The sequence below is a fragment of the Glycomyces xiaoerkulensis genome, assembly GCF_002798405.1.
Taxonomy (GTDB): Bacteria; Actinomycetota; Actinomycetes; order Mycobacteriales; family Micromonosporaceae; genus Glycomyces; species Glycomyces xiaoerkulensis.
In genome coordinates this window covers 6,464-30,032 of record NZ_PGGV01000024.1, presented here as the reverse complement: position 1 = coordinate 30,032, position 23,569 = coordinate 6,464, and the positions used below count along the sequence as shown (strand labels likewise).

The 23,569-nt window shown below is 69.0% G+C and carries 17 protein-coding genes, 1 tRNA gene and 2 pseudogenes; 7 read left to right on the top strand and 13 right to left on the bottom strand.

Annotated elements, in window-relative coordinates:
* Positions 1–480 precede the first annotated feature (480 nt).
* Entirely contained in the window at positions 481–2,592 is a 2,112-nt protein-coding gene (locus tag CUT39_RS08550) for an ATP-dependent DNA helicase UvrD2 (RefSeq protein WP_100445603.1), read from the bottom strand.
* A 152-nt stretch (positions 2,593–2,744) separates the two neighbouring features.
* Here CUT39_RS08550 and CUT39_RS08545 point away from each other — a divergent pair, with 152 nt between their 5' ends.
* Complete coding sequence (locus CUT39_RS08545) at positions 2,745–2,969, top strand: mycoredoxin (protein WP_100445601.1); 225 nt, start codon at positions 2,745–2,747, stop codon at positions 2,967–2,969.
* Between the two features lie 179 nt (positions 2,970–3,148).
* Here the strand turns inward: CUT39_RS08545 and nudC are convergent, their stop codons facing one another.
* Genes nudC through CUT39_RS08530 form a run of 3 tightly spaced genes read right to left on the bottom strand, consistent with a single transcriptional unit; the run spans position 3,149 to position 6,647 of the window.
* Positions 3,149–4,036 (bottom strand): NAD(+) diphosphatase, encoded by an 888-nt coding sequence (gene nudC / locus CUT39_RS08540; protein WP_100445564.1) that lies wholly within the window; start codon positions 4,034–4,036, stop codon positions 3,149–3,151.
* On the bottom strand, positions 4,033–5,343 hold the full coding sequence (locus CUT39_RS08535) for a M16 family metallopeptidase (RefSeq protein ID WP_100445562.1): 1,311 nt from the start codon (positions 5,341–5,343) through the stop codon (positions 4,033–4,035). The genes nudC and CUT39_RS08535 overlap by 4 nt, the downstream gene beginning before the upstream one ends.
* The gene (locus CUT39_RS08530; protein ID WP_100445560.1) at positions 5,340–6,647 is read right to left on the bottom strand and encodes a M16 family metallopeptidase; all 1,308 of its coding nucleotides are present in this window, start codon (positions 6,645–6,647) and stop codon (positions 5,340–5,342) included. Before CUT39_RS08530 ends, CUT39_RS08535 begins: the two co-directional genes overlap by 4 nt.
* A 219-nt stretch (positions 6,648–6,866) precedes the next feature.
* On the opposite strand from CUT39_RS08530, the pseudogene CUT39_RS08525 reads away from it, so the two are divergent.
* From CUT39_RS08525 to CUT39_RS08505, 5 genes and pseudogenes are all read left to right on the top strand, one after another.
* A pseudogene (locus CUT39_RS08525) lies at positions 6,867–7,568 on the top strand (methionine ABC transporter ATP-binding protein); the annotation flags it as partial.
* Positions 7,569–7,621: 53 nt separating this feature from the next.
* Positions 7,622–8,263, top strand: coding sequence for a methionine ABC transporter permease (locus CUT39_RS08520; RefSeq protein WP_100445556.1), 642 nt, complete (start codon positions 7,622–7,624; stop codon positions 8,261–8,263).
* Positions 8,264–8,289: 26 nt separating this feature from the next.
* Positions 8,290–9,114 (top strand): MetQ/NlpA family ABC transporter substrate-binding protein, encoded by an 825-nt coding sequence (locus CUT39_RS08515; protein ID WP_100445554.1) that lies wholly within the window; start codon positions 8,290–8,292, stop codon positions 9,112–9,114.
* 91 nt (positions 9,115–9,205) lie between these two features.
* A tRNA-Trp gene (locus tag CUT39_RS08510) sits at positions 9,206–9,279 on the top strand.
* 739 nt (positions 9,280–10,018) lie between these two features.
* Positions 10,019–11,314 carry a cellulose binding domain-containing protein gene (locus tag CUT39_RS08505; RefSeq protein ID WP_198586986.1) on the top strand — a complete coding sequence of 432 codons (1,296 nt, stop codon included), beginning with the start codon at positions 10,019–10,021 and terminating at the stop codon, positions 11,312–11,314.
* A gap of 96 nt (positions 11,315–11,410) precedes the next feature.
* On the opposite strand, the gene CUT39_RS08500 is transcribed toward CUT39_RS08505, so the two are convergent.
* From CUT39_RS08500 to CUT39_RS08475, 6 genes are all read right to left on the bottom strand, one after another.
* Entirely contained in the window at positions 11,411–13,489 is a 2,079-nt protein-coding gene (locus tag CUT39_RS08500) for an alpha-galactosidase (protein WP_100445552.1), read from the bottom strand.
* Positions 13,490–13,563: 74 nt separating this feature from the next.
* Positions 13,564–16,128 (bottom strand): carbohydrate-binding protein, encoded by a 2,565-nt coding sequence (locus tag CUT39_RS08495; RefSeq protein ID WP_100445550.1) that lies wholly within the window; start codon positions 16,126–16,128, stop codon positions 13,564–13,566.
* Positions 16,125–17,168, bottom strand: coding sequence for a LacI family DNA-binding transcriptional regulator (locus tag CUT39_RS08490; RefSeq protein ID WP_100445548.1), 1,044 nt, complete (start codon positions 17,166–17,168; stop codon positions 16,125–16,127). Before CUT39_RS08490 ends, CUT39_RS08495 begins: the two co-directional genes overlap by 4 nt.
* Positions 17,169–17,200: 32 nt before the next feature.
* Complete coding sequence (locus CUT39_RS08485) at positions 17,201–18,523, bottom strand: ABC transporter substrate-binding protein (RefSeq protein ID WP_157930557.1); 1,323 nt, start codon at positions 18,521–18,523, stop codon at positions 17,201–17,203.
* Between the two features lie 46 nt (positions 18,524–18,569).
* A complete protein-coding gene (locus tag CUT39_RS08480; protein WP_100445544.1) occupies positions 18,570–19,388 on the bottom strand; it encodes a carbohydrate ABC transporter permease in 819 nt (272 codons plus the stop codon).
* 9 nt (positions 19,389–19,397) lie between these two features.
* Positions 19,398–20,315 carry a carbohydrate ABC transporter permease gene (locus CUT39_RS08475; protein ID WP_198586985.1) on the bottom strand — a complete coding sequence of 306 codons (918 nt, stop codon included), beginning with the start codon at positions 20,313–20,315 and terminating at the stop codon, positions 19,398–19,400.
* Between the two features lie 447 nt (positions 20,316–20,762).
* On the opposite strand from CUT39_RS08475, the gene CUT39_RS08470 reads away from it, so the two are divergent.
* Entirely contained in the window at positions 20,763–22,469 is a 1,707-nt protein-coding gene (locus tag CUT39_RS08470; protein ID WP_198586984.1) for an RICIN domain-containing protein, read from the top strand.
* 230 nt (positions 22,470–22,699) lie between these two features.
* Here the strand turns inward: CUT39_RS08470 and CUT39_RS08465 are convergent, their stop codons facing one another.
* The 3 genes and pseudogenes from CUT39_RS08465 to CUT39_RS21735 form a co-directional block, all read right to left on the bottom strand.
* Complete coding sequence (locus tag CUT39_RS08465; protein ID WP_100445540.1) at positions 22,700–22,906, bottom strand: hypothetical protein; 207 nt, start codon at positions 22,904–22,906, stop codon at positions 22,700–22,702.
* A gap of 125 nt (positions 22,907–23,031) precedes the next feature.
* Positions 23,032–23,379: pseudogene (locus CUT39_RS08460) on the bottom strand (hypothetical protein); the annotation flags it as partial.
* A gap of 82 nt (positions 23,380–23,461) precedes the next feature.
* Positions 23,462–23,569: RICIN domain-containing protein (locus CUT39_RS21735; protein ID WP_157930561.1), on the bottom strand; the 108-nt coding region annotated here is incomplete at its 5' end.

The window sequence follows — 23,569 nt, the reverse complement described above, 5'->3', positions numbered from 1 at the left end:
CCCCTCAGATGGTCTCGAGGTGGTCTCCCGCGGGTGGCGCCGTGACGCTTCTTGTTGAGGACGACGCCCGGCTCGGTCCGGTCGATCAGCAGGTCGACGTCGGATCCACGCCAGGTGCCCCCAAGGAAGCCGACAGCGCGCATACCGGTCGTGCTGCGGACACCCGTGCCCTTACCCGCACAAGCGGCGGCTGCGGGCACACCGGTGCCACGGACCGAGGCGGAAATGGGCGCGGTCGGCTGATAGACGGCAAGGACCGGCAGCACGGTGCTGCTGTGATCACCGGTGAGGTTCTCGCTCAGCTTCATCGTCCATTCCTCCTTTCGAAATCCGTGGTCGCCATCGGTTCGGTCTCCTTCTTCCGGGCGATGAGGCGCACACCTCATCCCGGCAATGGCAACGCTACGCGCGCCGACTCTCGGCGCGCAACGTCTTTTTTCGGGGCGCGCTGAAGAAAATTTTTGCCAATCCCTCCCGACCTCATGACTCGGCCCTCGACAGTGCCAGCGCCTCCTCCACGGTGCCGCCGTTCACCAGTGACAACACCGCCGGGCCGTACTTATCCAACTTGGATCGGCCGATGCCGTGAAGGGCGGCCAGCTCGCCGTCGGAGGCCGGGCAGCGCTCCGCGATCGCGACCAACGTCACATCCGTGAAGACGGTGAAGGCCGGTTTGCCGCCGTCCCGGGCCGCCGCGAGGCGCCACTCGCGCAGCCGCTCGAACAGTTCTTCGTCCATTGTCGACGGACAGTCGGGGCAGTGTCCCAGCTTGCGATCGCGGGCGTCGGTGAGCGGCTTGCCGCAGCCCGAGCAGTTGAGGACCTTGGAGCGAGGCTTGGACTTCCCCCTGGTCGCGGCCTGCTTCGGTTCGGGCGCCCGCGGGAAGCCGCCCAGGCCCAGCGGGGCCAGGAAGCGGCTGAGCTTCCGCTCGCGCCCACCGGGGTGGCGCGACAGGCCGTAGGACAAATGGAGCAGGCGGCGGGCGCGGGTGATGCCCACATAGAGCAGTCGCCGTTCCTCCTCGCGGGCCGCGTCGGTGCGGGCGAACATCGTGGGCAGGGTGCCGTCGGCCAGACCGACCAGGAACACCGCGTCCCACTCCAGGCCCTTGGCCGAGTGCAGGCTCGCGAGCGTGACCCCCTCCACGGCCGGCGCGTGCTGCTCGGAGGCGCGGCGGCCCAGCTCGGCGCAGAATTCGGACAGACTCGAGCCCTCGTACTGCGCGGCCAGGCCCGCCAGGGCCGCGACGGCCTCGTACTGCTCCCGCTGCGCCCCGCCGGCAGGGGCCGCGCCGGGCCGCCAACCGATCGCCTCCAGCGCCGCCGGCACGGCCTCGGCCAGCGGCAGCTCCCCGACATCGGTCTTGACCGCCGAACGCAGCGCCACCACCGCTTGGCGCACCTCGGGCCGGTCGAAGAACCGCTGGGCGCCGGTGATCACGGTCGGCACCCCGTAGGCGGCCATCGACTCCTCATAGGCCTGCGACTGGGCGTTGGTGCGGTAGAGCACCGCGATCTCCGAGGGACCGACGCCGTCGGCGATCAACTGCGAGCAGCGCCGCGCGACCATCTCGGCCTCCTCGGCCTCGTCCTGGTAGGTGTCGGCGAAGACCTCGGGGCCGTCGGGCTGCTGCCCGACCAGCTCCAGCCGCATCGCGGCCTCGCGGCCGGAGGATTCGGCGATGATCTGGTTGGCGAGGCCGACCACCTGCGGGGTCGACCGGTAGTCGCGGACCAGCCGCACCAGTGTCGCCTCCGGGTAGCGGCGGGTGAAGTCGAGCAGGAAGCGGGAGGTGGCGCCGGTGAAGGAGTAGATGGTCTGGCTGGCGTCGCCGACGACGGTGAGGTCGTCGCGCTCGCCGAGCCAGGCGTCGAGCAGCCGCCGCTGGAGCGGGGTGACGTCCTGGAACTCGTCGACGACGAAGAACCGGTACTGGCTGCGGATGCGGTCGGCGGCGCTCTCGTCCTCGGCGACCATGTCGGCGGTGTGGGCGAGGACGTCGGCGAAGTCCATCACCCCGGCCCGCCGCTTGGCCTCGACGTAGGCGGCGTAGACCTTCGCGACGTCGGCCGGGTCGGTGGGCGCCTCGCGGCCGAGCCGGGCGATGGTGTCGACGTAGTCGTCCGGCCCGATCAGGGACGAAGCGGCCCACTCGATCTCGGTCGCCAGGTCGAAGTTCTTCGCCCGGGAGGTCTTCAGGCCGGCGCGGGCGGCGGCGATGCCGATGAACTTGATCGTCGAATCGGCCAGCTCCGGGACCTGCCCGCCGAAGCGGCGGGCGCCGAAGAAGCGCAACTGGCGGAGCGCCGCCGAGTGGAAGGTCCTGGCGTTCACACCGGTGACGCCGAGCCCGCGCAGCCGGTCCCGCATCTCCCCCGCGGCGCGCGCGGTGAAGGTCACCGCGGTCACGTGCTGGCCGCGCAGGTCGCCTCGCCGCACGCGCCAAGCGATCCGGTGGGTCACGGCCCGGGTCTTGCCGGTGCCGGCGCCGGCGAGGATGCACACCGGCCCCGGCTCGGCGGTCACCGCCTCGCGCTGCTCAGGGTCGAGTTCGGTCAAGAGGGCTTCGAGGTCCTGGTCGCGCGAAGTCACCACGCCAGTGTGTCAGAGCACTGCGACAGCGCCCGGACACTCCCGCCGGGCCGGGTGTATCCGAGGCCACCGACGTGCGGCGCAACGGCGGGAATGCTCCGGACCGCGGAGGCGTTGCAACGGGTGGACAGAAGGAGGCAAGCGTGATCACCATGTTCAGCACCAGCTGGTGCGGCTACTGCAGGCGGCTCAAGATGGTCCTCGACTCCGAGGGAGTCCGCTTCGAGGAGGTCAACATCGAAGACGACCCGGAAGCCGCCGAGTGGGTCATGGGCGTCAACGGCGGGAACCGGACGGTGCCGACATTGCGATTCGATGACGGTACCGCCCTAACCAATCCCTCGCCGGCGCAGGTAAAAGCCAAGCTTGCGGCTTGACATGTGCCACATGCCGAGACTATGGTCACGTTTAGGACACAAAGCAGGTAGCATACTCTATAGTTGAGTCGTCAAACTTGCTTGGCTGCTTCGAGGGGTGGCAGCCAAGCATTCAGGCCCGGGATGGATCCGTCCCGGGCCTTTTCTCGTTCCTCGGGCGGGCCCGGTCCGGCGGCGGTCTAGGAACCGTCGAGCCACCGCTCGATCAGAAAGCGCGCCACCGAGATCCGCACCGCGCTGAATCCGGACCAGTCGCCGTCGACCCACATCCGCCGCACCTGGTCGCGGGTGAACCAGCGGGCGTCGGCGATCTCGTCGTCCTGCAACTCCAGCTCCTGGCCGGGGTCGGCGGTGGCGCGGAAGGCGAGCATGAGCGACCGCGGATACGGCCACGGCTGGCTCGAGACGTAGTCGAGCGAGCCGAGTGCCAGACCGGTCTCCTCGGCCACCTCGCGGTGGACGGCCGCCTCGGCCGACTCGCCCGGCTCGACGAACCCGGCGATGCAGGCGTAGCGGCCCTGCCGGGTCGAGGCCTGCCGGGGCGAGGAGCCCCGCGGGGTGCCGTAGCGGCGATGCTGGGCGAGCAGGACCCGGTCGGCGCCGTCGTCGATGAGCACGATCACGGCCGGGTCGGTCCGCGGGAAGACCGTGCGGCCCCTCTCGCCGGCCAGCTCCCAGCCGGCCTGCCCCGGCACCAGTTCCTCGCCGGTCGTGGGGTGGAACCGGTAGGTGCGGTGCCAATGCATCATGGCGGTCGACTGGACGGCGATCGCCAGGTCGCGCCGGTCCCAGTCGGCGCCGAGCCGGCGGGAGTGCAGACCGTCGGCGGCGTCGGCGAGGACGGCGAACACCGGCGGGTCCTCGCCGCCGAGGTAGATGCGGCGGCCCTGGGGCGCGGTGTCGGCGTCGAAGTAGTGCAGGCCCTCCTCGTCGGCGCGGAGGCGCTCGGTCTCCGGGTCGCAGACGACGACCTGCGCCCGCTCCCAGGCCTCGGCGAGCCAGTCGTCGTCGCCGCGGCGTTCGGCGCACCGGTCCAGCGCGTCGATCGCCAGGGGCGGACGCTTCATCGAACCTCGATTTCGGCGACCTCGGACAGCGATCCGGTGACGCTCCGACCGTCGGCGAGGATCACCGCGACCGTCCCGTCCGGACTCATCCGCTCGACGGCGACCCGCTTGATGTCGGCCGGGGTGACCGCGCGGAGCCGCTCGGAGTGCTCGGCCAGCCACGACAGCGGCAGCCCGCAGGCGGCCAGCGCCGAGGTGTAGTTCGCGACCCCGGCCTGGGTGGCGGTGGCGAGCTTGACCGAGCCGAGCGCGTAGCGGCGGGCCAGGTCGAGCTCGTCGTCGTCGGGCGGGTCGCCGCCCATGCCGCGCAGTTCGGCGATGACCTCCTGCAGCGCCGGGGCGGTCACCTCGGTGGCGACGTCGACGCTGGTGAGCTGCACCGACCCCGCCGGGGAGTGGTCCACCCTGGACCGCGGTGAGTAGCCGTAGCCCTTGGACTCGCGCAGGTTCATCACCAGGCGCGAGGTGAAGTAGCCGCCGTAGATGAGGTTCGCCAGGTGCTGGGCGGCGTTGTCGGGGTGGGTGCGCTCGACCGCCGGATAGGCGATGCGGATCGCGGACTGGACCGATCCGGGGCGGTCGGTCAGCAGGATCGGGCCCGGTCGGAGGTCGGGCAGCGGCTCCATGCGGCGCGGCGGCCCGGCGCCGTTCCAGCCGCCGAGGGTCTTCTCGATGTCGGCCATGGCCTGGTCGGGGTCGATGTCGCCGACGACGACCAGCCCGGCCCCGGAGGGGTGGAGGCGGGAGCGGTGGAGCTCGAGCACGGCCTCGCGGTCGACCGCGGCGACCTCGTCCGCGCTCGGCTGCTGGTGTCCGTAGGGGTGCCCGCCCCACAGGCGCGACTCGAGGGCGCGGGTCACCTGGAACTCGGGCTGCTGCTCGGCCACCGACAGGGTGTCGATGATGCGGGACTGCTCGACCGAGAGCGGGCCTTCGGGGTAGTCGGCGGCGGTGACGACCTCGCCGAGCACGCCGAGCAGCTCGGTCAGGCCGCTGGCGAGGCAGTTGCCGGACACGGCGATGCGGTCGGGGTCGGCGCCGGCGCCGAGCGATCCCCCGACGCCCTGGAGTCGCTGGGCGATCTGCGACATCGACGAGCTGTCGGTGCCCGAGAACAGGGCCGCCGACAGCATGTCGGCGACCGCCAGGTCGGTATGGGCGGCCGGGATCGAGAGCCGGACCTCCGCCAGCGGCACGCCGGGGCGGCGGACCAGGGTGACCTCCAGGCCGTTGGCCAGGACGCGCTCGACCGGGGTCGGCAGCGCGAGCGGGACTTCGGGGGCGAGGCCGGGTACGGCGTTGGTCACTGGTTTCCTCCCGGGACGACTTCGAGGACGGAGCGGCGCTGCGGTGTCATGGCCCTGGCGGCTTGCGAGACGGATTCGGCGGTCACCTCGCCGAGCATGGCGGCGAAGCGGGCGGCGAACCCGGCGTCGCCGTGGAAGATCTCCGCGGTGGCCAGTCGCCGGGAACGGCCCATGACCGAGTCGTCGCCGCGCAGCAACTGCGCGGCGACGCGGGCCTTGACGCGTGCGAGCTCGGCCTCGTCGACGCCGTCGGCGATGCGCTCGAGCTCCTCGCCGACGGTGTCCAGGACGGTGTCGACCTCGCCGGTCGGCGGCAGGAACGCCTGGATGAGCAGGGCGGTCGGGCCTCGGGAGGCGAACGGCTCGGCCATGAAGGTGGCGTGCGCGGCCACGGCGGTGGCGGAGCGGTCGCGGTGGACCAGGCGCTCGACCAGCCGCGAGGCGTCGCCGTCGGTGAGCAGCTCGCCGAGCACGACATAGGGCAGGAACCGCTCGGTCTCACCGACCGGGTCGGGCACGCGCCAGGCGGCGGCCACGGCCGGCAGGGTCGCCCGCTCGTCGACGTACGATTCGCGGCGCTCGGCGGTCAGGTCGGGCTCGGCGAACGAGGGGTGGACCGGCGCGGGCCGGTGGGGGACGTCGCCGAAGTACCGTTCGACCAGGTCGCGTGCAGAGGCGACGTCGATGTCGCCGGCGACGCTCAGCACCGCGTTCGAGGCCGGATAGAAGGCGTCGAAGAACGCCTGGGCGTCGTCGACGGTGGCGGCCTCGAGGTCGCCGAACGAGCCGTAGCCGTCGTGGGCGTTGGGGAAGGTGTCGAACATGACCGGCGGGAGCTTGAGCCAGGGGAAGCCGCCGTAGGGGCGGTTCAGGACGTTGACCCGGATCTCCTCTTTGACGACGCTGACCTGGTTCTCGAGATTCTCGGCGGTGATCGCCGGTCCGCGCATCCGATCCGCTTCGAGGAACAGCGCCAGTTCCAACCCGTTCGCCGGCAGCAGGTTGAAGTAGTCGGTGTAGTCGATGTGGGTCGAGCCGTTGAACGTCCCGCCCGCCGACTGGACGTGGCGCATGTGCTCGGCCTTGCCGACGTTGTGGGAGCCCTGGAACATCATGTGCTCGAAAAGATGCGCGAATCCGGTCCGGCCTTCGGGCTCGCTCCGCATACCCACGTCGTACACCACGGCCACCCCGACCACGGGCGCGCCCGGATCCGGAGCCAGGACCACCCGCAGCCCGTTGTCGAGCCGGAAGGTCTCGATCGCGAACGCCGGGGCCGGAATCGTCGCAACAGTCATGGGCAGACCCTATCTCAGCCGACGAGTTGGCGTTGATCACAGAAACTTGGAATCCGGCCGCCCGCCTGTTTGACTTGCCGACTGTGAACGAGCAGCCGACGAGCCACCACCGCGACGCCACCGGCGCCGCCGCCTCGCGCTGCCGAATGTGCGCACGCTGAGGGCCCACGATCCGCCGCGCCCCGAAGCGGCGCCGTCCCCCAGCGAAAGCGACGCAATCCTCCCATGCCCGCAATCAGCCTGTCCGGCGTCACCAAGCGCTTCGGCGACCTGACCGCCCTCGACGGCGTCGACCTCGAAGTCCGATCCGGAGAGATCTTCGGCGTCCTCGGCCGATCCGGCGCCGGCAAGTCCACGCTCCTGCGCACCGTCAACCTGCTCACCAGGCCCGACTCCGGCACCGTGACCGTGGACGGCGCCGAACTGACCGCCATGACCGGCCGCGACCTCCGGCGCGAGCGCGCCAGGACGGCCATGATCTTCCAGCACTTCAACCTCCTGGCGAACCGCGACGCCGTCGCCAACACGGCGCTCCCGCTGCGCTTCACGGGCGAGCCCCGCGCCCGGCGCCGGTCCCGGGCGCTCGAACTGCTCGACCTGGTCGGCCTGGCCGACAAGGCCCGCGCCTACCCCGCCCAGCTCTCCGGCGGCCAGCGCCAGCGGCTGGCGATCGCCCGGGCACTGGCCGCCGACCCGGCCGTGCTGCTGTCCGATGAGGCCACCAGCGCGCTCGACACCGAGACGACCGACGAAATCCTCGACCTGCTCGCCCGGCTCAACCGCGAAATGGACCTGACGATCCTGCTCATCACCCACGAGCTCGAGGTGATCACCAGGATCTGCGACCGCGCCGCGGTCATGCGCCACGGCGACTTCACCGAGCAGGGCCCCGTACCCGAACTGCTGGCCGACCCCGCCTCCCACCTGGGCGCCTCGGCCCGGCGCCAGGCCGCGCGCCTGCTCGGCGAGGAGGCGGTCCGATGACCGGGCAGCTCTACGAGGCCGGACTGGAGACGCTGCACATCGTCGGCGTCGCCGGAGCCTGGACCCTCCTGGGCGGCATGGTCCTCGGCGTCGTGCTCTACGTGACCTCGAAGACCGGCCCGAGGCCGCTCGCGGCCGTGAACGTCCCGCTCGGGCTGGCGGTCAACATCGGCCGCAGCGCCCCGTTCGTGATCCTGATGGTCGCGATCGTCCCGGTGACCCGGGCCCTGGTGGGGACCACGATCGGCACCGCGGCGGCGATCGTCCCGCTGGCGGTGGCCGCGATCCCGTTCTACGCGCGCCTGGTGGAGTCGTCCCTGCTGGAGGTGCGGCCGGGCCTCATCGAAGCGGCCCGGTCGATGGGCGCCTCGACACCGGCCCTGGTCTGGCGCGTGGTCCTCCCAGAGGCGACACCGGGCCTGATCCGCGGCTTCACCGTGACACTGGTGGCCGTCGTCTCCTATTCGGCGATGGCCGGGATCGTGGGCGGCGGCGGCCTGGGCGACCTGGCCTACCGCTACGGCTACCAGCGGTTCGAAACCGAGTACATGATCTGGCCGCTGGTGATCCTCGTCGTGCTCGTCCAGCTCTTCCAATTCCTCGGCGACCGGGGTGCCCGCACCCTCGACCGCCGCTGAACCGCCTATCGCAAAAGGAGAATGCAATGTTCCGTCGTGCCCTGATAACCGCCACCGCGGCTACCGCCGCGACCGTCCTGGCCGCCTGCGGCGAGGAAGGGGGCGAGGCGACCGAGACCGACGGCACGGTCACCATTGCCGCCACGCCGGTCCCCCACGCTCAGATCCTCGAGTACGTCGCCGACGACCTGGCCGACGAGGCCGGCCTCACCATCGAGATCGAGGAGTTCACCGACTACGTCCAACCGAACCTGGCCACCGACGACGGCGCGGTCGACGCCAACTTCTTCCAGCACGTGCCCTACCTCGAGCAGTTCAACGCCGAGAACGGCACCGACCTCGTGCCGGTGGCGCCGGTCCACATCGAGCCGCTGGGGCTGTACTCCGACCAGGTCGCCTCAACCGACGAGTTCTCCGAGGGCGCCCAGATCGCGATCCCGTCGGACGCCACGAACGGCGGCCGGGCGCTGGCGCTCCTGGCCGAGGCCGGGCTGATCGAGCTCGCCGAGGGCGTGGACGCCACCACCGCCGCCGAGGGCGACGTGACCGGCAACCCGCTGGACCTGGAGTTCGTCCCGGTGGAGGCGGCGCAGCTTCCGCGCACGCTCGAGGACGTCGAGGCGGCCGTGATCAACGGGAACTACGCCCTCGAAGCCGACCTGAGCCCGGCCGACGACGCCTTGGCAAGCGAATCGGCCGAGGGGAACCCGTACGCCAACTTCCTCGTCGTGAACGGGGCAGACGCCGAGAACGACGACATCCGCGCGCTCGCCGAGCTGCTCCAGTCCGACGAGGTCCGCGACCACATCGCCCGGACCTGGCCCGACGGCTCCATCGTCCCGGCAGTCTGACCAGCACCGACACCGCCGGACACCCGCTTGCACCGCCCCGGCCGCAACCCGTAAGATGGTTGCGGCCGGGCAGCGGCAACGAGCCCGGCGAAGGGGTGTGGCGCAATTTGGCAGCGCAACGGTCTCCAAAACCGTAGGTTGCAGGTTCGAGTCCTGTCACCCCTGCAAACCCACAACCAGTAGAAACAGCCTCCGACCTGCCCAAACACAGGTTGGAGGTTGTCCTTTATGGACATCCCACTGTGTCCGGCCATCCCGGCCATGACCGGGTCTGTACGGCTGGTTTTTCCAAATGCGTTCCAAAGTTTTCGGCCTCCAGCGCTCCCGAACCGCTACCAACAGGCGCATTCGTGTGACTTCTAGCACGCTCATCCTCTGATTCCGAACCCGCGCAGGTAGTCGTCGACCAGCAGCGTGGATCACTCCTCGATGCGCTCACAGTCCTCACTGCAAGTCCTGTCCTTGACCGCAACGATCACGACGGCGCGGTTGTCGTCCCGCAGCGCCGGACCTCACTGGCGAGGGAATATCTTGCAGCGCGGCCTGGATGGCGTTCTTGGTGACCGCCGCGAGCAGCCTGTCCGGGCCAGTCAGGTCCAAACCCTCCGCCCGGGCCCGCTACGCCCCGGCGATATCGACCCAGCCCTCCGGCCAAGAGCCTGCCTCGCGGAACGAACAGACAGCTCTCGGCGGTTCCCTACCTATCGAGGCAGCCGCTATGGCGACCCCCGACACCGCCGAACCCTGATGGCCACCGTCGAACCGGACGGGACACAGAGTAGCTGAGTAAATATTGACATTTATCGATAGAAAGGATATGTTAACTTTCGGGGCCTCTCACGAAAGTTTCTACCACAGGGACGCAAGGTTCAACCGCCCATGACAACACGAAAGGCGTCTCATCATGACCTCCTCGAGAACCGGCGCGCGGATCGCGCTGGTCGCGGTGGCCCTGGCGGCGGTCTTCACCGCGGGCACACTAGCGGCCACCGTCGATCCCTCGCCTTCTCCGGCACAGGCGCAAGCGACAGCCGGATGCGGCAAGGCCCCCAGCCTGACCAGCGGCACCCACACCATCCAGAGCGGGGGCACGAGTCGCAGCTTCATCCTCGACATCCCCTCCGGCTACGACAACGACCGTCCCTACCGCCTCGTCTTCGCCTTCCACTGGTGGGGCGGCACCGCTCAGGACGTGGCGACCGGTCAGACCGTGGAGACGGGCACTTACGCCTACTACGGGCTCAAGCAGCTCGCCGGTGACTCCACCATCTTCGTCGCTCCCCAAGGCCTGGACGACGCCTGGGAGAACAGCGGCGGCGAGGACATCGGGTTCGTCGACGACATGCTCGCGCTCATCGAGGGCGATCTGTGCGTCGACACCGACCAGCGTTTCTCCCTGGGATTCAGTTACGGCGGAGCCATGAGCTACTCGCTCGCGTGCTCACGGCCCGACGTGTTCCGCGCCATCGCGCCCTACGGTTCGCCCGGGTTCGTCAGCGGATGCGACGGCGGCACCGAGCCGGTCGCGGTCTACGCGGCGCACGGCACCACCGACAACTTCACCGACGGCATCTCCCAGCGCGACCAGTTCGTCGACAACAACGGCTGCACCCCGCAGACCACGCCCGAGCCCCCGTCGGGCAGTCGGACGCACGTCACCACCGAGTTCTCGGGGTGCTTGCCGGACCACCCGGTCGTGTGGGCCTCGTTCGACGAGGGCCACATTCAGGCACCGCGCGACGGTGCCGCCGGCCAAGGCGCCGACTCGTGGCTGCCGGGAGAGACGTGGGAGTTCTTCAACCGGTTCGAGTCCGACCCGCCCGACGAGACCACGCCTCCGGACGAGACGACTCCCCCGGACGAGACGACTCCCCCGGATGAGACCACGGAGCCGCCGACCGGGTCCGACTGCTCGGCCGAGGTCGAGGTCGTCAACGACTGGGGCTCCGGCTGGCAGGGCAACCTTCTCGTCACCGCCGGAAGCGACACCATCAGCGGCTGGACGCTCACCTGGACTTGGCCGGGCGGTCAGAGCATCAGCAGCCACTGGAACGCAGACGTCTCCACCTCCGGATCGACCGTGACCGCGGTCGACGTCGGTTGGAACGGCACCATCCAAGCCGGGCAGACCGCCAGCGCTTGGGGATTCATCAGCACCGGCTCGGCGGCGACGCCAGCGGTGAGCTGCACCGCGGACTGAGGTACGCCTTGGGCCGGGGACGCGAGGCGTCCTCGGCCCTCGGCCTTTCGGGGGTCACTCGAGCGGGGGGCAGGGGCCGGCCCCGCCGCGTCGTGGTCACGGCATGCGCACCAGCTCGACCATCGTGGAGGCGTAGTCCCACGGTTGGAGGTCCAGGTCGAGACCGTGCGTGGCGAGGACCGCGCCGTGGTGGATCCGGCCGGTTCGCTCGTCGCGGTAGCGGGCGTCGGATTCGAGGCCGGCGAGCTTCACGAGCGGGTCGCGGTAGCCGAGGCGGCGCGAGCGGCGCCAGGCCAGGACCACGGTCTCGTCGCCGCGGCCGTACTGCGCGCCGCGGATCTCTCCGGCTCGGATCGGACTCCTCCTGCCGAGTTGGACGGTCCCGCGGATGCGCTTGTAGTCGGCGACCAGCTCGGCGCCGCGACGGGACTCGGCCTCCGTCCACTTGAGCAGATCGCCGCCGACCGCGAGGGCGCCCGCCATCGCCGCGTGGAAGCGGAAGTCCAGCGGGACCTCCCTGCGGGTGAACGGATTCGGCGAGTCGGTGACCCATGCGCCCATCACCTTGGCCGGGTACACCTGGGCGAAGCCCTCCTGGATCTCCAGGCGGTCGACCGCGTCGGTGTTGTCCGAGGTCCACACCTGGTCGGTGCGGCGCAGGATGCCGAAGTCGACCCGGCCGCCGCCCGAGGCGCAGGACTCGATGCGCAGGTTCGGGTGGTCGGCTCTGAGCCGGTCGAGGATCCGGTACAGGTTCCTGGTGTGGTCGAACCAGAGCCGGTCGGGGTCCTCGGCGCCGGGCCACCCCGCCTCGCTGAACGGCCGGTTCATGTCCCATTTGAGGAAGTCGATCTCGTCGCCGGCCAGCAGCTCGTCGAGCCGACCGTGCATCCACTCGGCCACGTCGGTGCGGGCCAGGTTGAGCACCAGCTGGTTGCGCATCTCGCTGCGGCGCCGGTGCGGCTGGTGGTACACCCAGTCGGGCCGACTCCGGTACAGCTCCGAGTCGGGGTTGACCATCTCGGGCTCGACCCAGAGCCCGAACCGCATGCCGAGGTCGTGGACCCGCTTGATCAGTGGCCCGAGCCCGTCGGGGAAGCGGTCGGGATTCGGGTGCCAGTCGCCCAGCCCCGCCCGGTCGTGCACCCGTGAGCCGAACCAGCCGTCGTCCATCACGAACAGCTCGCAACCCATCGCCGCGGCCCGCTCGGCGAGCGCGGCCTGGTTGTCGGCCGAGATGTCGAACTCGGTGGCCTCCCAGGAGTTGTAGATGACCGGCCGGAGCTCCTCGGGATGCGGGAGGACGTACCGGAGTGCGTAGTCGTGCCAGGCCGCGGCCGAGGCGGCGAAGCCGCCCGTGGCGTACAGTCCGGCGGCCACCGGCGTCTCGAGTGTCTCCCCGGGCGCGAGCGCGACCGAGACCGGGTCGTGCCCGAAGCCTACGGAGATGGCGACGCGGTCGGTCGGCGCGCGTTCGGCGGTGAGACGCCAGGTGCCGCTCCAGGCGAGCGCGGTCGACCAGACTTCGCCGTGCGACTCGGTGGCGGTGCCGTCGTCGATGGCGGCCCACGGGTTGGCCTGGTGGCTGGTGTGTCCGCGTCGCGACCCCAGGTGGGTCTCGCCGTACGGGAGGGAGGTGCGGTTGATGCGGGTTTCGGCGCCCCATTCGCCGAACAGTTGGGTGAGCCGGTAGTCCTCGCGTTCGGGGATGACCCAGGTGGCCGAGTCGGCGCGGATCACCTCGACCGGTTCGGCGCCGCGGTTGACCAGTGACGTCGATCGCTCGATCACGTCGGTGTCCGCACGGGTGCGGTAGGTGGTGCGGACCTCGAGTCCGTAGTGGCCGTCGGTGAACACGAGCGTGAGCTCCCGGTCGGTCCGGACAACTTCGGTGAACGCGAGTTCGAGGTCCCGGGTGCCGTCGGCGAACCGGACCTGCAGGCCGTTGACGCCGTACCTGAACGCCGATGCCGGGGCCAGGTCCAGAACGGCGTCGCGCCCATCAGAGACCGACCGCCGCACCGCTCCCGGCAGCTCCCGGAGCGAGTCGGCCTGCGCCGCAGTCAAACTTCGTCCCCAGTGGATCCCCCTGAGTCCGTCGTGGGGGTCGAGGGCCACGACGTACGTGGTGTTCGGGGTGTTGAGGGCCCAGAGGCGGGATTCGAGCGCTGGCATGCGCTTTCCTTTCAAGGTGGGTGTTCGGACGGAAGCCCGCCCCGGGACGGCGGGGCGGGCTTCCTGAAGGTCGGCTACGGGTTCAGCGGTGCGACTTCGAAGCGGTCGAAGTCGGCGGCGCGTCCTTGGCGGTCGCCGATGTCGGTGTACTGGCCGGGATTGCCGATCTCGACGGTGTTGGTGCCCTCCTCGAGGTCGACGATGAGCGGGTAGGACCAGAAGTCGTTCCAGCTCCAGGTGCCGCGCATCGGCACCGTGCGGACCACTTTGCCGCCCACGGTGAATTCGGCGTAGCGGGAGATGATGTCGGTGTTGTAGGCGTGCCCTTCGGTGCGTTCGTCGTTGGCGTAGTGGACGAGCAGCAGATGCGGTCCGGCCCGGTCGGCTTCGACGGTGAGGGTCGCGGTGTCGTCCTCGCCGCCGCCGACGCCGGTGACGGTCTGGCCGTCGGTCGCCCACTCGTTGTCGGTCAGGCTCGCCGTCCCGGACAGCTCCGCTTCGGCCGCGGCGATCTCGGTGAAGCCGTCCGTGCCGCCGTCACCGGTGACGGTGAGGCCGTGCACGCTCAGGCGCTTGGAGTCGCCAGCGTCGATCGCGATGCGGTTGACGCCGTGGTGGAGGGCCAGGACCTGCTCGTCGGCGAGGTCGAGTTCGACGTCCTCGCCGTGCGGGCCGATGACGGTGAGGCCGCCCTCGCCCTTGCCCTTGGCGTCGGCATCGACGGCGACGTCGTAGTGGCCGTCGGCGGGAGCGTAGACGTCGAAGACCACCCTGCCGTCGCCCGACATCGTGACGCCTTCCTTCTTGCCGTAGTCGAATTCGACCTCGCCCTCGGTGCGGGCGAGCACGGCCGGATAGAGGTGCTCGTGGATCTCGGACGGTGTCAGGTCGATCTTGTCGAGTCCGGCCTCGCCGTATGCGGTTCCGGCCTCGGGGTCGGACTTGGCGAGCGCGATGGTGTTCGGGCCGGCCTCGAGTTCGACCTGGACGGTGACCTGGCCTCGCGCGGCCCACTGCATGGTCGAGGGGTAGGTGACGGTCGTCGCCTCGCCGCCGTTGACGGTGAGGAACTGCTCGGTCGGGGAGGCGCCCTCGGGCAGGTCGCGCCCGTAGGTGTTGCCGTAGGTGATGGTGAGACCGTAGGTTCCGGACTCGGGCACCTCGACGTCGTGTTCGACGCGGCTGTCGGCCTGGTTCAGCGAGCCGACGGACTGGCCGCCGGAGGCGGGGAAGCCGTTGCCGTTGGAGACGCCGCCCTCGCTGTAGACGGCGCCGGCGGTGATCCGGGCGTCTTCGGCCTCCCAGGTGCCGCTCCAGGGGACCTCGACCTGATCGACCTTGCCCTTGCCCGGAGTGAGAGTGATCCAGTACGAGGACATCGAGTCCAGGTTCCGGAGGTCGATCGTCGCTGCACCGTGCTTGGGACGCAGCGCGATCTGGTCGACGACCTGCGGCGGGCCCGAGGAGCCCTCGTTGGCGGTCCAGCCGATCCGGTGGACGGTGGCGGTGACCTTGTTGCCGAGGCCGAGGCCTTCGAGGTCGACGACGGCCTCACCGTCGGCGCCGCCGAGGAGGACGTGCGCCTGCTCTTTGGACTCGTCGAACGTGGCGATGCCCTGGAGGGTGTCGATCTCGTTCTCCCGGGGCGGCGTCACCTCGACTGTCTGACCGGTCATCCTCGAGTAGGCGTGGAGGAACCACCAGCCGCCGTTGGGGACGTTGGTCTGCGGCGCGTTGCCGGAGAATCCGCCGGCCGCGGTCCAGTAGGCCATGTCGGCGTAAGCGTCGGTGTCCTCGAACATCGATGCCCACTGCACCATCTGGCCGGGCACGCCGAAGTCGCGGTTGTTGCCGTACTCGTTGATGTTGATCGGCCGGGACTCGAGTCCGAGTTCGGCTTCGAGTGCGCGGTAGGTGTCGAAGTGGTCCCGGTAGTACTGGAGCGAGTTCGGGGCGAGCTCGTGCCAGGTGATGACGTCGGGCACGGTGCCGGCCTCGGCGGTGTGCTCCATGAAGTCGCGCATGAACCTGGCGTCGTAGTGGGATTCGTTGGGTCCGGCGATGGGGGTGTCGGGCGCGATCTCCTTGAGGTGCTCGTAGACCAGGTCCCAGTCGTGGAGGAATCGCTCCACAGTGCCCTCGTAGTCCTCGCCCCGGTTGTACCAGATCCAGTTGGGCTCGTTGAACGGCACGTACACCAGGCGGTCGGCGTGCTCATCGGAATCCATGAGCGGCACGATCCGGTCGATCTCGGCCAGGTAGGCCTCGATGCCGTCGTTCTGGTAGGGCCAGTCGGGGTACCAGTCCTGCAGGTTGATGTATGCCTCGCCCTCGTCGTGCCGGGCGAGGGTCTCCAGCACCGCGCTCGCGTCCCCGTTGGGGTGCTGGGTGCCGAGGGTGGGTTTGCCCGCCATCGTGGGGATCGTCAGCGGGTCGATCAGGTTGTCGCCGGGCACTCCGACGTCGGAGATGCCGTAGAGCGAGCCGATGGCCCCGTGCGTGGGCTCGCCGGTCAGGGTGCCGAAGTCCACGGTCAAGGTCGGGGCCTCCTGGGCGACGGCCGATGGTGCGGCGGTCAGGCTGCCGAGCAGACCGACCGCGGCCGCGGCCGTGAGGCCGCGCCGTAGATGGGATTTCATGGCTTTCCTTTCGGTGCGGATCGTCGGTCCGCCGGACCGGTCGTCTCTCGGACGATCAGTTCCGGGGACCGCCAGGTGGGGCGGGGTTGCCCGCCGCTTTCAAGCTTCTGCCGCAGCAGCTCGAAGGCTCCCCTTCCCACGCCTCTGAAGTCGAGGTCGACGGTGGTAAGGGGCGGCACGTGGTAGGCGGCGAGGGGGCTGTCGTCGAAGCCGATGACGCTCAGGTCGCCGGGGACGTCGCGGCCGGTCTTGTGGGCGGCGTACAGGACGCCGAAGGCGAGGTCGTCGTTGCCGCAGAGGATCGCGGTGACGTCGGGGTCGGCGACCAGCTCGAGCGCCGCCTCGTACGCCGAGCCGACCGTCCATCCCGAGTGGACCACCGGCGACGGCTCGATCCCGGCCTCCTCCAGCGCGGCGGTCCAGCCGGCCTGGCGGCTGGCCTTGGAGGGGATGGCCAGGTAGTGGACGTTCCGGTGCCCCATGTCGAGCAGGTACTTCGTCGCCCGCGCGGCGACGGTGCGGTCGTCGAGCGAGACGAGCCAGTCGGCTCCGTCCAACTCGATGCCGAGGTGCTCGCCGCCGGTGGCGACGGTGGTGTGCGTCTGGCTCTTCTGGAGCACCCGCATTGCCCGGACGGTCGTGTCGTCGTGGGCGATGACGATGGCCGGCGCGCCGTCGTGCGGGATCCGGGCCAGGATCTCGTCCTCGTCGTAGGTCTCGGCCGGATCGAGGACCGAGATCAGGACGGTGAACCCGTTGGCCCGGGCGGCGTCCTCGATGCCGCGGAGCGTCTCGGCGGTCCCGTACAGCGAGGTGTCGGTGGTGAGGACGGTGACCGACCGGACGGCGCCGCCGGCGAGGGTGCGCGCCGATCGGTTGGGCCGGTAGCCCAGCTCCGCTATCGCGGCGTTCACCCTCGCACGCGTGGCGTCCGCAACCTGGGGCGAGTCGTTGATCACCCGCGAGACGGTCTGGTGCGAGACTCCCGCCAGCTTCGCGACGTCGAAGATGCTCACTGGTCGGGATTCGGCTGCGCTCATGTCGGTCGGTCACCTTTCGATTCGTGTTCCGGCTATTGGGCGTTGGCGATCTCGACGACGGCCTCGGCCGCGGCCCGGGCGTCCTGCTGGCCGAGCCACACCTGGTTGAACTCGTCGAGTGCGGCCGTCCCGAAGGCGGCGTCGCTCATCGACAGCGGGTAGCCGACGGTGGTGCCCTCCGCCGCGGTCTGGAAACCGCTGACGTCGACGCCCTGACCGCTCCAGTATTCAGCGAACGCGTCGTTCAGCGACGACACGCCCGGCCACACTGAACCCGTCTCGGCGGCGATCCGCTGCGCGTCCTCGGATCCGAGGAACTTGACCAGCTCCCAGGCCTCGTCGGGGTGGTCGGTGCCGGCGTAGATCGCATTGGACAGGCCGTTGATGACCGAACCGGAGCCGGCGGGCCCGGCCGGATTGTCGGCCACGGCCCACGTGCCCGGCTCGAGGCCGTCGCGGTAGAAGCCGAGCATCCAGGAGCCGTCCATCACCGTGGCGGCGTTGCCGGCCACCATCTGCTCGGCGGCCTCGCCGCCGTTGGGCTGGTTGGTGACCTCGGCGGGGACCGAGACGCCCCACTCGTTGTAGAGGTCGGCGGTGAACTGGAGGGCCTCGACGCATTCGGGAGCGTCGATGGTGTACTCGCCCCACGGCTCGGACTGCAGTTCGCAGCCGTTCTGGACGGCGAAGTTCCACCAGTCGGTCTGGCCGGTCGCCGACGCCTGGGCGAGGCCGTACTGCTCCACGTTCTCGGGGTCGAAGTCCGGCGAGAGGGCGTTGTTGCCGTTCGCGTCGATGGTGAGCTTCTGGAGGAACTCGACGAAGGTGCCGCCGTCGGCGGGGTTCCATTCGAGATCGTCGACGGTGGCCGGGTCGATGCCGGCCGCTTCGAGCATGTCGGTCCGGTAGACCAGCGCGATCGAGTCCCAGTCCTTGGGCAGGCCGTACTGCTCCTCCTCGAACTGCCAGGAGTTGTAGAGGTCCTCGGGGTAGATGGACGTGTCGAGCCCGTCCTCTTCGATCCGGTCGGTTATGGGCAGCAGGACGCCGGAGTCGGCGTAGGTCGGGAAGCGGGACACGTGGTTCCAGAACACGTCGGGCGCGGACTCGCCGGCGAACTGGGTGTCCAGTCCGGGCCAGTAGTCGTCCCAGGGGTTCTGCTCCAGCTCGACGGTTGTGTCGGGGTGCTCCTCATTGAAGGCCTCGATCATCGCCTCGAGCGCGGGCCGCTGGTTGTCGTCCCAGAAGGCGTACCGGAGCGTGACCGCTCCGTCATCGTCGCCGCCGCAGGCGGCGAGCCCCAGCGGTGCCGCGACCACGACGGCGGCGAGGGCCGCCAGGCGCGTCTTGTTCATGGTGTTCGCCTTTCTCATCGAGAGGTTGGTGTATGCACTTGTTCGGTCACTTCATGCCGCTGAGGGCGATGGAGCGGACGATGTGCCGCTGGAAGGTCAGGAAGACCACCACCAGCGGCAGGAGCGCCATCGCCGAGGCCGCCAGCACCAGGTGGTACTCCTGGTTGAACTGGCTCTGCATCTGCGCGATGCCCCGGGTGATGACGCGGGTGGACTCGGAGTGGGTGATGATCAGCGGCCACAGCAGGTTGTTCCAGGTATTGACGAAGCTGATGATCGCCAGGGTGCCGAGGATCGGCTTGGCCATCGGGATCATGACCCGCCACAGGATCGTGAAGGTGCCGGCGCCGTCGATCCGGGCGGCGTGCTCGATCGACTGCGGGATGGTCTTGAAGTACTGCCGCACCAGGAACACCCCGTAGGGCATCAGGAAACCGAACACGAACGGCAGCACCAGGCCCAGGTGCGTGTCGACCAGGCCCATCTCGCGGACGATGATGAACGTCGGCACCAGCGTGACGATCTGGGGCACCATCAAAGTCGCGATGTAGGCCCAGAACAGCAGGTCGCGCCCGGGGAACTCCAACCGCGCGAAGGCATAGGCGGCGAGAGTGGAGAACACGAGCTGCCCGACGGTCACCGCCACGGCCACGATCACCGAGTTCAGCACGAAGGTGGCGAAGTTGTAGGAGCTCCACACCTCGGCGAAGTTGGTCAGGATCGGGCTCTGGGGCGGCGCCCACGGTTCGGAGGTGAGGATCTCCTGCTTGGGCTTGAACGCGGCGTTCAACGTCAGCAGGTACGGGCCCACCGAGACCAGCGCTCCGCCGATGAGCACGAGGTAGAGGAGGATCTTCTTCAACACTGCGGGCTCCTAGCTGAAGTCGTAGACGGTGCGCTTGCGGAAGAACACGACCTGCGCCAGCGTGATCAGGGCGATGATCGCGAACAGGATCACCGCGAGCATCGACGCGTATCCGGCGCTGCGCTGGGTGAACGACTCCAGGTAGATCTGGTAGTTGAGGGTGGACGTGGCCCCGTCGGGCCCGCCGGCGGTCATGACGTGGATGGTGTCGAAGACCTGGAACGAGCCGATGACGCTCGTAATGAGCACGAACAGCATCGCGGGCCGCAGCAGCGGCAGGGTGATCTGGAAGAATTGGTAGGGCTTCGAGGCGCCGTCGACGTTCGCCGCCTCGTAGAGCTGGGCCGGGATGGCCTGGAGTCCGGCGAGGAAGAACAGCATCGTGTAGCCGGTGTACTGCCAGACGTTGACCGAGGCGATCACGGGCATGGCCCACGTGGAGTCGGTCAGCCAGGCGACTCCGTCGACGCCGAGCGCTTCCAAAAAGCGGTTGAGCGCCCCGTTCATCGGGTCGAACACCCACCGCCAGATGACGCCGAGGGCGACGGGCATGGCCATCCACGGCAGCACGTAGATCACCCTGAACGCGTTGCGGGCCTTGATCTTCGAGTTGACCCCCAGCGCCAGCAGCAGCGCGAGGACGGTCTGGATCGGGATGTTGAGCAGCACGTAGTAGAAGGTGTTGCCGATCGACTGCATCGCCCGCTCGTCGCCGGCCAGTTCGCGGTAGTTGTCCAGGCCCACGAATTCGGGGGCGGACAGGAAGTTCCACTCGTAGAAGCTCAGGGCGACGACCACGACGATGGGCGTGATGAGGAAGAGCGCGAAGCCGATGATGCTCGGGGCGAGCATGGCGTAGGCCTCGAGGGCGGACCGCAGGCGCTTGCGCCGTTCCGGACGCCGTATCGAAGTTCTGTGAGCGCTCACAGCGTCGCGATGATGCTCGGTGTCTTGAAGGGTTTGCATGGTTCCCAGCTGATCGGTGGTGACTGGATCGACGGAAGCATATGTTAGCGCTCACGATCATCAGCCGTCAACCCCCGTTCGAAGAACACCTCGGATTCCTTCGAGGAGCAGCCTCTCGTCAGTGCATACCTCACCATCTGGATTTTTCATGGATCTCGCGTCTGCTCTTGACAGCGAAATTCGGCATGAACTAGCATCAGCCCCTGTTAGCGCTCACTTCTGGCAGTATCGCCCCGCACGGATACTCGCAGCCGCGTCCGGACTTAGGTATCGGTATATGTGCACAGACGGATTCATTTGTGAGCGCTAACAATCAAACTGAACGATAGGAGCCCGCACCGAAGTCGCCGCGGACACCACCGCGGCCGCGCCCCTCCCGCCCAGCGATATTCGAAAGGGAACGACTCCATGCCAACGAAACCTCATCCGACGCGCCGTCGACGGCGCGCGCTCGGCCTGCTCTCCGGCGCGATCGTCCTCAGCGCATCCACGCTCACCGCCTCGGGGATCGCCCAGGCCCAGGGCCCCGAGCCCCTGGTGGTCGACGCCGACGCCCCCATCCGACCGGTCAGCTACGTCGGCAACGGCACCCTCTACGGGCTGGCCGACGCCGACTCGCCCCCGCTCGAGCTGCTGATGCCGCTCAACCTCAACACCCTGCGGCAGCCGCCACCGAACCACGACCACATCCCCAACGGGGAGACCGAACCGGGCGTCGGCGGCATCCTCAAGATCGCCGACAACTCGATGGCCGCCGGCGCGGACCTGACCGTCGACATGGCCGACTCGCTGCCGGGCTTCCCCTACGAGTGGTTCGGCTGGGAAGACTGGCTGAACCGGGTCGACCAGATGATCGCCGACGTGCAGGCCCGACCCGACATCGACAACGTCACCGCCTGGGAGATCTGGAACGAGCCGCGCTGGACCTGGCCGGAAGAGGCCGGCGGCTTCCACGACGGCTGGAACCGCACCTACGAGCGGATCCGCGCCTCCGACGCCACCACCCCGATCATGGGCCCCAGCGTCTCGTACTGGGACGAGAACTGGATGCGGGACTTCCTCTCCTTCGCGCAGGAGTCGGGCACGGTCCCCCAGGTCATCTCCTGGCACGAGCTTTCGGGCTGGCAGGGCGTCGACCAGCACATCCGGGACTACCGGCAACTCGAGCGCGAACTGGGCATCGGGCCGCTGCCGATCTCCATCAACGAGTACGCCGCGCCGGAGGAGATCGACGAGCCCGGCACCGTCAACCACTACATCGCCCAGTTCGAACGCGAGGGCGTCCGGGACGCCGAACGCGCGTTCTGGTACGAGGCGGGGACGCTCAACGGCCTGCTGCACGAGAACCAGCCGACCGCCTCGTACTGGATGTACCAGTGGTACGCCCAGCAGTCCGGCGACATCGTGGACGTCGTCCCGACCGAATACAACGACGCTGTGGCCTCCTATGACGCGGCGGTTCAGGAAGTGAGCGTCGTCTTCGCCGGCCAGGCGGGCGACAACGCGATCCGGATCGACGGGCTGGACGAGTTCGGCTCGTCGGTGACCGGCACGTTGGAGTACGTTCCCGGCTCGGGGCGGGAGACGCCCGTCGGCGGGGCGACCCACGTCTCCACACAGGAGTACCCGATCTCCGGCGGCAGCGTCACAGTCCCGGTCGCCGACCAGGACCAGATGGGCGCCTACCGGCTCGTTCTGACCCCTGGAGGCCAGGTCAGCCACACCGGCGAACTGCGCGGAGCCGCGTCGAACCGGTGCCTCGACGTCCCGGAGTCATCGACTGAGCCGGGCACGCAGCCGGTGATCTGGGATTGCGGAGGCGGGTCCAACCAGCGGTGGACGCAGACCTCGTCCGGAGAGTTGAGCGTCTACAGTGGTTCGTCGCGGATGTGCCTGGACGCCCATGAAGGACAGACCGACGCCGGCACGCCGGTCATCGTCTGGCCCTGCAATGGACAGGACAACCAACGTTGGACCCTCAACGGCGACGGCACCGTCACCGGGGTCCAGTCAGGTCTCTGCCTCGATGTAGTCGAAGGTGCCACCGCCAACGGCTCTCCAGTCGTCCTGTGGTCGTGCCACGGGTCGGCCAACCAGCGCTGGAGCCTGACCTGATCGAGTAATTCGGTGTCGGCCGCGATCGGACGCACCCTGACCAGACCCGTCCTGCCGGCCGGCGCTCGCAGCGGCACCATCCCAGCATGACCGATCACGCCACGGCCGTCGGTCGCCACACGCAGATTGGTGTCCGAGTCACCAACCTCGGACGCCGGAAAGGTGCTCCTTCCACCTGCGGATCTACAAACTAGGGACCTGTATTTTCGCAGGTGAAGGAGCATCCTTCGTCATTGGAGTCCATCAGAGATGCTGCCGAACAGGGCTACCGGCTGCCGAAACATCTGTTCGGTCAGTCGCATACCGACTACCCAAACCGGCACGCCGGGATCACTACTGTAGATATAGGACAGATACACGTACTGGTTCTCTTCAGCGGTCAACCGGTCGGGGTGCAGGGCCATACCGAGCAGCCCGTCCTGGGCCCTTTCGGACACATCGGCACGTCCGGGATCTCCAGCACTCTGGTGGTGGCCCCGTCGGCGAGGTCGACTTGGGGCACTGGCGGTGCGCTCGCTGGTCCAGAGCCGCTCATCGGGCCCACCAGCACTTCACGGGTCACTCAATCCGGAAGGAGGACTCCTCTGTTGCTTCGTCGGGCCGGGCGTCGTCCGATTCGGCGTCGGCGCAGCCAGTGGTCGCGGCAGGTGCCAACGCTCCCGCCGTTGACAGGGCGTACTTCATCTTCGCATTCATGGGGCTCCAAAGCGCCGGTGATCCGCTCGCCGGGCCAGGCGGTGAGGAGGCCGTGTGTGGTCATGCCGGCCAGCGCCTCGATCATACCGACGAGCACCGGATTGCCGGTGTGGGCGGCGATGACACGACGGAACGCGATGTCGATCTCGATCACTCGCTGGTGCTCCTCGGGCGTCTTGTCGAAGATCCGCTCGGCAACGTCTGATCTTTCTGACTGACGCCTCTGGCACTCGTGTGAGGTCGCCCAGGCGGCGCTTTCTTCGCCTGGGCGACCTCCCCTGTGAGGGGTCTGAGTGCTAGCTCAGGTTCCAGCGTTGGTTGTCGCCGCCGTGGCAGGTCCAAAGCTGGACCAGGGCGCCGTTGTCGGTCGAGGCGCCCGATACGTCCAGGCACAACCCGGACGC